8 protein-coding genes and 1 other RNA gene are annotated in these 8831 nt (G+C 42.4%); 5 read left to right on the forward strand and 4 right to left on the reverse strand.

What is annotated here, in order from left to right; all coding sequences use genetic code 11:
* Positions 1 to 100 (forward strand): hypothetical protein (locus ACRCJ0_RS07120; RefSeq protein WP_431390019.1); only part of this gene is annotated, 100 nt, incomplete at its 5' end.
* Positions 101 to 197: 97 nt separating this feature from the next.
* A complete protein-coding gene (locus ACRCJ0_RS07125) occupies positions 198 to 1115 on the forward strand; it encodes an MBL fold metallo-hydrolase (protein WP_431390021.1) in 918 nt (305 codons plus the stop codon).
* Between the two features lie 321 nt (positions 1116 to 1436).
* Here ACRCJ0_RS07125 and ACRCJ0_RS07130 read toward each other — a convergent pair whose 3' ends face one another.
* Positions 1437 to 2225: a 2-keto-4-pentenoate hydratase gene (locus ACRCJ0_RS07130; RefSeq protein WP_431390022.1), complete on the reverse strand. Its 789-nt coding sequence runs from the start codon at positions 2223 to 2225 to the stop codon at positions 1437 to 1439.
* 173 nt (positions 2226 to 2398) lie between these two features.
* The gene (locus ACRCJ0_RS07135) at positions 2399 to 3397 is read right to left on the reverse strand and encodes an NAD(P)H-quinone oxidoreductase (RefSeq protein ID WP_431390023.1); all 999 of its coding nucleotides are present in this window, start codon (positions 3395 to 3397) and stop codon (positions 2399 to 2401) included.
* A 275-nt stretch (positions 3398 to 3672) separates the two neighbouring features.
* Here ACRCJ0_RS07135 and ACRCJ0_RS07140 point away from each other — a divergent pair, with 275 nt between their 5' ends.
* The 3 genes from ACRCJ0_RS07140 to ACRCJ0_RS07150 all read left to right on the forward strand — a co-directional run bounded on the left by ACRCJ0_RS07140 (position 3673) and on the right by ACRCJ0_RS07150 (position 7671).
* Positions 3673 to 4068 (forward strand): (deoxy)nucleoside triphosphate pyrophosphohydrolase, encoded by a 396-nt coding sequence (locus ACRCJ0_RS07140; RefSeq protein WP_431388093.1) that lies wholly within the window; start codon positions 3673 to 3675, stop codon positions 4066 to 4068.
* Between the two features lie 42 nt (positions 4069 to 4110).
* Positions 4111 to 6963, forward strand: coding sequence for a DUF3427 domain-containing protein (locus ACRCJ0_RS07145; RefSeq protein ID WP_431390024.1), 2853 nt, complete (start codon positions 4111 to 4113; stop codon positions 6961 to 6963).
* A gap of 150 nt (positions 6964 to 7113) precedes the next feature.
* The gene (locus tag ACRCJ0_RS07150) at positions 7114 to 7671 is read left to right on the forward strand and encodes a GAP family protein (protein ID WP_431390025.1); all 558 of its coding nucleotides are present in this window, start codon (positions 7114 to 7116) and stop codon (positions 7669 to 7671) included.
* A 206-nt stretch (positions 7672 to 7877) separates the two neighbouring features.
* Here ACRCJ0_RS07150 and ffs read toward each other — a convergent pair.
* Both ffs and ACRCJ0_RS07160 read right to left on the reverse strand, forming a co-directional pair.
* Positions 7878 to 7977: signal recognition particle sRNA small type (gene ffs / locus ACRCJ0_RS07155), an RNA gene on the reverse strand.
* Positions 7978 to 8299: 322 nt separating this feature from the next.
* The coding region (locus ACRCJ0_RS07160) for a V-type ATP synthase subunit D (protein WP_431390026.1) at positions 8300 to 8831 on the reverse strand (532 nt) is incomplete at its 5' end.

Raw genomic sequence — 8831 nt, forward strand, 5'->3', positions numbered from 1 at the left:
GGTCCACGAAATGGTTAAACGCCAGTCTACTTATGGCCTAGCTACCTTGTGTATCGGGGGTGGCCAAGGAATATCCATGATTATCGAAGGTAACTATTAATCGGCTATGACACCAGCTAAGGGCTGAACCCCTTTTGGCAATTGAAAAATGACTCGTATTTAGAAGCCAAAGCATATATATAAAGGAGATTTTTATTATGATTGACACATATACTTTCCATGACATGACCCTATCTTGGTTGAACGGCGCGATGATTGGCACTGACGGCGGGACAATTTTCGGTCCTGTACCACGAACACTTTGGGGTCGCTACTATCCATATAATGATAAAAACCAAGTGGCTGAGGTTTGTGACCCGATTGTCATCCAATACCAAGGGAAAAACTACATCATTGATGCCTCCTTTAACTTGGATAAATTCAATGAAAAAGGGAAACGAAATGTTGGGCTACAACAAGAAGGTAGCATCCAAGAAGACTTTGAAACGCTTGGGATTACGCCTGAAGATATTGACGTTGTGATGATGACTCACATGCATAACGACCATGCCAGCGGTTTGACTTACTTTGAAGATGATCAATGGCAATCAACCTTCCCCAATGCTACGATTTATGTCTCTGATATCGAGTGGGATGCGGTAAGACATCCGAATGCACGGACTAAGAATACGTATCCGAAAGAAAATTGGGAAGCCATCCAAGGGCAAGTAGCAACCTTTACGGATAGCATTACCATTGCTGAAGGGATTACCATGGAAGTTACAGGTGGTCACAGTCCAGGTCATACGATTATTCGTCTTGAACAAGCTGGCGAAACTATGCTACATATGGCGGATATCCTACTTACTTTCGTTCACACAAACCCACTTTGGGTCGGTGGTCTAGACGATTACCCAATGGATTCGATTTCAGCTAAACAAGAATTGATGCCAGAAGCCCTAGCCAACAACTACCGCTTTATTTTCTACCATGATCCATACTACCGTGTGGTTGAATACACTGAGGACGGGAAAAACATCCAATACGCTATGGAATCGTCGCGCGATGTCTTTATCCCATTCACTGACCAACAAGACCGGGTCCCAAAACAAGTTGAAGCAGCAGTCGCTAAATAAAATAGTATTGTAGCTATCAATTAGCCCGATAAGTTAAAATATCAATCATCCCTGAGCAAGTTTCTTCTATATATAAGAGATGCCATTTAATTACCCTATTATATAGAAGAAACTTGTTTTTTTAGGTGCGAGAAAAGTTGCTTAGCATTGACGCGTCTAACGCATTTAGTGGCGGAAACACCAAAGCATAAACGCGCCCATAAACTGGACCACATTGGGTTTAAATTACTAAAATCAACCACAAAAAAACCAGCTAGATTAGGCGCTTTTCGCACGCTACCAGCTGGTTTTTATTTTGCCATTGGTTGGCCTTTAGTCTGCTTATTCGACTACTTCGAAAGAGATATCGTCCATGGTATCGAATTTTACTTCGACCTTGTCGCCAATTTCAATCTTGTTAGCCTTGGTCATGCCACCGGTCATAATCGGCACGCCGGCCTCTAAAGTCACGCCACGTTTATACAAGGCGTTGGCTAGGAAGACCACCGCATTGGCTGGATGATTGGCTACATCCTTCCCAATCCCTTCATCAATCTTCTCACCATTAATATAAACAACAGCTTTTTCGTTCAAGATATCCACTTGGTCTAAGCTGAAGTGGGTATTTGAATAAACTGCCCCCTGGCAAGAAGTGTTGTCAGCAACCACATCTTCCAAGGAAAAGCGGAAACCGTGATAGCGAGAGTCTACTATTTCAACAGAAGAATAGACATAGTCAATCTTATCCATGACCTCTTCAAAAGTGACATTCTCTTGGTAGATATCCTCCTTCAAGACAATGGTCACTTCCGGCTCAATACGTGGGTGGATAAACCGTTCCATCGACAAAGGTTCGCCGTCATAAGAAATCATATACTCAAAGATGTGGGCATAAACCGGCTGATCAATATTCAACTGTTTAATCTTAGCCGGTGACGTCAAACCAATCTTGTAAGCTGCCGTCTTCCCGTCTGTTTCTTTCTTCAAAGCTACGACCAAATCTTGGATATCATAAGCCTCTTGCTCATCGAAGGAAACATTAAACACCTCCGTCACATTATCAATCGCCGTCTTATTCTTCTCCGCATCATACAAATACTGAGCAATCTCCTGCATTTTCGTTTTTTCCATACCTGTCAGCTCCTTTTTGTTTCATTAGAATATAATGATAACTATTGATTCTATTGTATCAAAACTGACAAATAAAGCAATCCGTACTCTCATTTATCTCTAATGAAAAAGGGCATCTGCCCAGATTGCTGGCAAACACCCTAAATCACTTCCCTCAATAACATCACGAAACTTTAGTCTTCTAACTTAATAATGATTTTACCTAAGTTTTTATTGGCTTCCATATATTCATGGGCCTCCGGCAAGCGGTCAAAAGCCATGACCGTATCAATCACCGGTTTAATAGACCCGTCTGCAATTAAAGGCACGACCTCTTTATTGACGTCAGCTACTAGGCGAGCCTTGTAGTCGTCTGACCGCGGTGATAACAGGGTGCCTTGGAGTTTCACCCGCTTAAAGAGCAATTGCCCCATATCGAAGTCCGGGACCTGTGTGCCCCCAAGAACGCCGATTAAAACCCAGCGGCCGTCTTGGCCGATAGCGGACGCATTTTTATTAGCATAGGACGCCCCGATGAAATCTAGAATGACATCGACACCCCTATTGTCAGTTGCTTCAGAAATCACGTCGGCGAAATTTTCTGCCTTATAATTAATGGTAGTTTGGGCGCCTAATTCTTTAGCTAGGTCTAATTTATCTTGACGGCCTGCGGTGGCAAAAATTTCTGCCTTGGACAGGTGGTTGGCCAATTGGATAGCTGCAGTTCCAACGCCAGAACCCGCTGCATGGACAAGGATCCGTTCACCTTGATGCAAGTCGCCGATCCAATACATAGTCTGATAGGCGGTCATGAAAGCTTCTGGAATGGCTGCAGCGGTTGTAAAAGGCGTGTCTTTAGGGAAAACCATGGCACGGCTTAGGGGAATGCGGGCGTACTCAGCATATGCGCCGTGGGTAACAATCCCCGCTACATGGTCACCAATAGCAACATGACTAGATTCTGTCCCGTCGGTATTAATAGCCACCACTTCACCAGCAATCTCAATCCCAATCACCCGGTCTTCAAGACTGGTATCTGGCTTCAAACTGTTTCTAGACATGACATCATGACGGTTAAGCCCAATTGCCTTGACCTTGACTAAAGCCTCACCCGCTTGTGCTGTCGGCCTGTCGATTTCTTGCAGTTCAAAATTTTCTGGGCCACCTGCTTGATTGAGTATCCACGCTTTCATCCAATCCACTCCTTTTGTATGTGTGTTCGTTCCTTTCATGATAAACCATTTGCGGACAATTGATAAGTAAAGCAGTTTATGATCTTTCTTATTTGATGAGGGTCCGGTAAAATGATCTATATATTCTAGGTGCGAGACAAACCATTAATAGATGAAGGTTGGAAGTTTAGGGTAGTGGCCGACAATGTCAGCTCAACCTAAACTGAAACGCAGTCATCTATGGTTTGTCGAACCCGATTTTAACGATAGTAAAAAATGATTGAAAGGTGATACGGATGAAGGATATCTATGTTGTTGGGGCCATTTTGATTAAAGACCAGCGGATTTTGTGTGCCCAACGCGGGGGCGCAAAGTCTTTAGCCTACTTGTGGGAGTTTCCTGGCGGGAAGATAGAAGCTGGCGAAACTGCGCAAGTAGCCCTTAAACGTGAATTGGAAGAGGAGTTGAAGATTCAGGTTCAAGTATCCCCAGAGATTTTTGATTCATCATCCTACGAATATGATTTCGGACGCGTTCACCTCACAACAATTATCTGCCAGCTTGATCAAGGTGAGCCCTTTTTGACGGAACATAAGGCCATCAAGTGGTTGAAGCCTAGCGAATTGAAGTCTTTAGACTGGGCGCCAGCGGACCTTCCTGCTGTAGATAAGTTATCACAAATGACGCTATAGATTGATTTGTAGACTGAATTTTAGGATGTTTTGGAGGTATATATGGATTTATTAGCGCAATCTTTGCGGCATGCTTTTATCGATCAAAGGCAGTTGGGGCATGCCCAGTATGACCCTGAGTTGATTATTAATCAACCAGATGAGAATATCTTCCTATTAAATACCTTGCAAGAGGAATTGGCTACCAGCGAAACTTTTACATTTTCTGTGGCATTTGTGACGGAGAGTGGTCTCAATACGCTAAAAACCCACCTCTTTGATTTACACCAACGAGGGATAAAAGGTCGGTTAATTACCTCGAACTATTTGGACTTTAACTCACCAGATATTTTCAAGGCCTTGCTGAAAGTGCCTAATTTGGAAGTCCGTATTTCTGACAAAGAAGCTTTTCACGCTAAAGGGTATTTATTTGAACACAAGGACCACGCTTCCTTTATTATTGGGTCATCAAACTTGACCAACCATGCCTTGAAAACTAATTACGAGTGGAACGTTAAACTGACTACCTACCACCACGGGGCCATTATCCATCAAATGCAGGCCCATTTAGACAAGGAATGGGCGAGTGCGCAGCCTTTAACTGAAGACTGGATTCAAGCTTATGCCAATTCCTTCCAACCGCCTAAATACCGTGATACTAGTATCTTACTGGATCCAGCCAAGAACTTTATCGTGCCTAATAAGATGCAACAGCCAGCCTTAGATAGTCTTATTGAATTACGTCAGAATGGCGCCAACCGTGGCTTAGTAATCGCGGCTACCGGGACTGGTAAAACCTACCTAGCGGCTTTTGATGTCTTAGAAACTAAACCCGAAAAAGTCCTTTTTATCGTCCACAGGGAACAAATCTTACATTCCGCAATGGCCTCTTTTAAAAAGGTGATGCATGCAGAATCAGATGATTTATTTGGTTTTTATACAGGTAACCAAAAGGATAGCCAGGCCAAGTATGTTTTCGCCACCCAACAGACCATTACCCGCGACCAACATTTACACCAATTTGACCCAGAAGAATTCGATTATATCTTAGTAGATGAAGTCCACCGGGCCGGATCAGCGTCTTACCAGCGGATTTTTGACTACTTTAAACCCAAATTCCTACTTGGTTTAACGGCTACACCTGAGCGTACAGATGGCTATAATTTATATGAACTCTTTGACTACAATATCGCCTATGAAATTCGCCTGCAAGATGCTCTTGAAGCTGATTTACTAGCCCCCTTCCATTACTTTGGGGTGACCGACTTCGAAAAAGACGGCGAATTGATTTCTGAAACCACCCAATTGAAGAACCTAATCCTAGATGAACGGGTTGATTATGTCATGGACAAGTTGACCTACTATGGTTTAGATAAAGACAAGGTCAAAGGCCTGGTCTTCTGTAGCCGTAACGAGGAAGCCAAGTCCCTATCCGATAAATTCAACGCCCGTGGTTATAAAACTGTCGCCCTATCTGGTAGCGATAGCCAAGAAATGCGAACCAAGCAGGTGAATCGGTTAACTTCAGGTCTCTTAGACTATATTTTTACAGTGGATATCTTTAATGAAGGAATCGATATTCCAGAAATCAACCAGGTGGTCATGTTGCGTAACACCCAATCCAGTATCATCTTCGTCCAACAAATGGGGCGTGGGCTTCGTAAGCATGATGATAAGGAATTCGTGAATATCATCGACTTTATCGGTAACTATAAGAACAACTACCTGATTCCCGTAGCCCTGTCTGGTAATTCAAACCGCAATAAGGATGTCATGCGGAAAACCACCGTCAACACAAACTTTATTTCCGGTTTATCCAATATCAATTTCGAAAGCATCGCTAAAGAGCGGATTTTTGAGTCTATAAATGCTGTGAAAATAGATTCCATGAAAGAATTGAAAGAAGCCTATCTAGACTTGAAAAATAAACTGGGTCGCGTGCCAATGTTGATTGATTTTGAAACAACCAATAGTTTCGACCCTTATCTACTAGCCAACAAAAAGGACAATTACCCCGCTTTCTTGGCCAGCATCAAGGAAAGTGACAATACCCTTTCTAAAGCTGCCAATGATATCTTGAAGTTTTTATCGCGGGAAATCTTACCAGGCAAACGAGCGCATGAACTAGTCTTATTGAGTGAACTCACTAAAGAAAATGTAGATGCTTTAAGCTTGGCCAAGATTCAAACCATTTTGGCTAAACATGACTTAAGCCATGACCCTATGACTGTGCAGTCAGTGGTGCGAACCTTGTCCACCGATTATTACGCCGGTAGTTCAAAGAAAACTTACCAACCTGGGCAAGTCGTGATTATAGTAAACGAAGGAATTAATTTAAGTCCTGGCTTCCAGTCAGCAAAGAAAGATTCGACCTTTTTGCATCATTTAAATGACCTAATCACTACGGCCACCTTATTAAATGACGGTTATGACAAATCGTCAGATTTAACCTTGTACCAAAAATACGGCCGTCGCGACGCCCTACGTCTGCTCAAATGGGAAACGCAATTGGTGGACCAAAATATCGGAGGCTATACTCAGGATAAGGAACGGAAAATTTTTACAATTTTTGTGACACTGGATAAAGGCGACGACTTTACTGGTGCCCAAGTCGCTTATGAAGATGCCTTGTTAGACCCACAGACGATGACTTGGTTCACGAAAGCGCCAAGGACACTGGCTTCTCCTGAAGTGAAAATATTACAGGATGCGGACGACTGGCAAATTCATATGTTCATTAAAAAGGACGATGATGAAGGAACCGAGTTTTATTATTTGGGTGAAGTGTCACCTGATGTTTCGACGATTACCCAACTTGAAAAGCCGAGTGGTGATGGTGAAACCCGGAACGTTGTGGAGATGAACTTGCATTTTAAAGAAACTATTCCAAGAAATCTCTTTAACTACCTACAGTAAACTACCCTTGCCAACCTATCCCCGTTTTGATAGGATAGTGACTCATAAATAAAAACAACTATCGCCGAATAGGTATTCTAGTGCACATAGGCCCTTCAAATTGAAGGTGTGTTGCTTGGATGTCTATCCGGTTTTTTTAGGCGGAAAATCATGTTTGTAGTCTTTACAACGACCTTAATTGCTGGACTGATTGACGGCATTAACCCTTTTTCCTTAACACAGCAATTCATTTTACAATCTAAAATTAAATCAACTTATCATATTTTGTACTTTATCTTCCCCATTGGACTGGGAAACTTTTTAATCGGGCTAATCTTCTACTTTAGTTTTTCTGACTGGATTTTCCAAGCCTGCAATTGGATCAACCACCATTATCCATACACCTGGCGTCACCTAGCGTTGGAAGCCAGTCTTTTGATCTTCGCTTATTTAAGCTATACCCACTTGATAAAACACCAACCTGCAACAAGCCAGGAAGAGATGCAAAAGGAAGCCTTTACCCAAGCAGAAGAAACCCATTTATCAGCTAGGGCATTATTCATGCTTGGTATCGCCTCTTGTCTAGCTGAAATCTCTTCAATAGCGCCATATTTAGCCTTATTAAGCTACTATGCAACTGTATCGATTACTGATCTACAAGCAACGTTACTCCTGGCCTTTTATTCCTTTGTCTTGTTTGTATTACCTATGTACGGCTTATTTTTATAATGTCCCTATTCTTTAAAAGCCACCTAACGACTATTTATAGACGAATTGCGGGCTGGATGGATTTCTTCATCACTCGTATCTTTCCGATTAGCTTGATTTTGATTGCTATTGCGTCATTCTGGTATGGCATACAAATTTTCTAAAAAATGCCCATAAAAAAAGCCAAGCGTGAATGGACACACTTGGCGTTTGGCTCTCAGCCGATTAAATTTATACTAACTTACAGCACAGGATAGACAATGCTTAGGGCTGCTTGGTTCCCCATCTGACCCGGTTCACATCTCTACCCTTGCCGCAAGGCCTTTCGGCAAATTTAATTATACCATTTTTATTGATACTTTGTAAAGGACTTCTTCCATATTATGGGCCTTCCAAAGTATAGTCATATATGAAAAGAGACCAAACCAACAATATTGGCTTGGTCTCTAATTCTGAAAACAACATGTTAGTGATAGGTAAAACTGAGGCGAAGTCTGCGCAACTCTCACACTCTTAGTCGGGTTCAAGCCTCCAGGGAGGACTGCGTTTCAGATTAGGTTGTAGCTGGCTGTGTCAGCCACTGCCCTAATCTTCCAACGTTCCTCCCTTGGCGTCGGCTTTCGCACCCTGGTTTTTAGCACCCTGGTGTTTACCCCATATCCTTCACTTTGATCATCCGCGTGATGGATGCACGTTCGTTTTCGTCTAGTTTCATTTGGATATACTTGATGGTTTCCTTAATGTTTGGAATCATCCGGTATTCTAAGGCGTTTACTCGACGTCTTGTGGATTCAATTTCCGTTGCCATTAATTGACACGTTTTTTCAATTTCGCTCAATTTTAACAGCTTAGGCATGACATCGTTCAAGACTTCGATGGCATCGTCTAATTCACTAGATGTGTTTAGGTAACCGTATTTCACTTCGTTGTCGCTGTTTTGATTATCATCATCGTATGAAAATGACATCTTAGGTACGTCAACGCTCATGATATTTTTCTTGACAATTTCTAAGTTGACCTGTTTAGTCGGTAAGGCCACGATTTCTTCCATAAAGGCGTCATTCATTGATGATGAGGCCAATACGAAGTTACCTAAGGCACCAGACAACTCGTCTTCTACTTCATTGCGCAGTTGGTTATTTTCTTTGATTAGTTCGATAAACTGACGCATTAATTCATCT

Source organism: Aerococcus sp. L_32 (assembly GCF_050689315.1).